This is a genomic window from uncultured Rothia sp., assembly GCF_937976295.1.
In the GTDB taxonomy this organism is placed as follows: domain Bacteria; phylum Actinomycetota; class Actinomycetes; order Actinomycetales; family Micrococcaceae; genus Rothia.
Genome location: NZ_CALJRY010000110.1, coordinates 1 through 1866, shown reverse-complemented (window position 1 = coordinate 1866; position 1866 = coordinate 1). Strand labels below are relative to the sequence as shown.

General features: G+C 56.1%; 2 protein-coding genes. Both read right to left on the bottom strand.

Annotated elements, in window-relative coordinates; genetic code table 11:
* Window positions 1-67: 67 nt before the first annotated feature.
* Window positions 68-1519, bottom strand: a complete 1452-nt coding sequence (locus Q0216_RS02820) for a terminase TerL endonuclease subunit (protein ID WP_298592759.1) — start codon at window positions 1517-1519, stop codon at window positions 68-70.
* Between the two features lie 14 nt (window positions 1520-1533).
* On the bottom strand, window positions 1534-1797 hold the full coding sequence (locus Q0216_RS02815; protein ID WP_298592758.1) for a hypothetical protein: 264 nt from the start codon (window positions 1795-1797) through the stop codon (window positions 1534-1536).
* Window positions 1798-1866 lie beyond the last annotated feature (69 nt).

The following is a 1866-nucleotide window of genomic DNA, read 5'->3' as shown; positions in this document are numbered from 1 at the left end:
AAGGACACGCCGATAGCGTCCAACCTCGCTTCGCCGTTATAGTAGTTCTCCCATTTGCGGGGGTTCTTTACAACACGGCCCATTGACTACCTCCCTTCCTGTCCTTCTCAGTTAGTCCATGGAGCGCAAGAGTGCACGCCACCAGAGGCGAAATATCTTGACTTCGATCATCACGCGTCCAGCTCCATAGCTCGCTCCCGCCTTTAGAGCGTCGACAAGCCTGCACAGCAGCATCCAACTCCTCCTGACCGGTATGCCGAACCGAACCGCGACCAAGCGCCTCATAAAATCCGCCGCATGCCTGCTGATACGTGCGATGGTCAAGACCTCGCATCATCCGCTTAGTCTTCGGCGACGATGAAATTACGTCCGTCGTCTGTGAACCCGCCGCGTAAGTCATAGCCACAGGTCGCCACTTCCGCTTCAGCTCTTCTAGACGCTGCGGAACCCAATCGGTTCCCACACGCCTGTCGATAACCTCAATGTGGATGTTCCCGTCAGGTCGGCGAGAAGCCAATGAAATAGTCGCAACATCACGCAACGGCGTCACGTCGACACCAAAGGCCATCTCCACACCAGCACGGGACTTCTCATCGAAACATTGAGCCCAGAAATCCGCCGGGATAGCCGACGACGAGCCAACCTTAGACCAAATGCCCAGCCTCTCGCGTTTAAAGTGCTCATCACTCATCGCCAAGCGCTCCGAAGCAACATAATCGGGGCTGATTCGATACCCCAGAGCCGGGTTAGCTAAAGCCCAATTCTTCGGGTCGGCCGGGTCAGCATCAGACGGGACTGACCATTCATAAAAAGCCAGCTTCTCCTCTTTTTCAGGACTCAGTGCTCGATCTCGAAGAGATTTCAAGACCTCAGAATCCGGCATACCAGCAGAGCTCGTGTACCAGAGCTGTGGGGACTCATGGAGCGACTTCGAAGCCAGCGTCGGCAGCATAGATGCCTGCGCCGACCTCGACAAATCGAAAGCTTCGTCGAAGACGACTAAGTCTGCGGTGAAGCCACGCGCCGAACCTCTACTACGAGCCGCAAAAAGGATACGATTACCGTTCGCCGCGGTGAACGACATGCCAGCATTACCCGTTTTTATGCCAGGAATCTTCCCGTGGGGGTCACCGTTGTATCCCTGCATGTACTCGACTAGCTCACTATTGCGAATAAGTGACTCTAGCCTCTGGTGATGTTCGGCAGCAGTCTTGAAATGATGCGCTGAATGCAACGTGACTTTCTCGCCGAACAAAAACATTGCCGCCAGCTCGCGAGCTTCAAGAATCGAACCCTTGCCATTCTGTCGAGGAACGATAAGCCCAACCTCGAAAGCCTGCCAACGCCCATCTGGACGCTCTGCCAACGAACCACGAAGGACGTGTTCCTGCCAGGGGTCAAGAATAAGACCTGCCATCTTCGCCACAGCAACCGCTTCACCACCTGCAGAGCTGACGTGAAGTGGTGTTACGTCAATGCGAGGAGTCTGAGACCCCATCAGCTGAGCTGTCTCAGCCACAGAGCCTCACCTCCTTATCCGGCGGCTTGTGCCTCCTCGATACGACGCCGCCTAAGAGCCGCCAGCTCGTCCAGCGCGCTCACCTTCGGCTTCGCCGTCTCCGTCAGCCGCTCAATATCAGCCACAGCCTCACGCTCAGCGTTCAGCAAAGCCGCCACATCACGAGGCCCAGCAACAATCAGAGCGGCACGGGCCTTGCAGAGTCGCCACCGCGCGGACTCCAGCGGGTCCTCATGCGTCGGCACAACAACATCACGGGTCGCACCATAGGCGACCATCTGCTCAACGACCCCTTGTTCTTATTCCAAACATTGCCTATGAATGTAACCATGGAATCTATTTGGTCT

Coding starts and splice junctions, on each gene's coding strand:
- Q0216_RS02815 (WP_298592758.1), bottom strand. CDS start 1,797: ATGGTCGCCTATGGTGCGACCCGTGATGTTGTTGTGCCGACGCATGAG.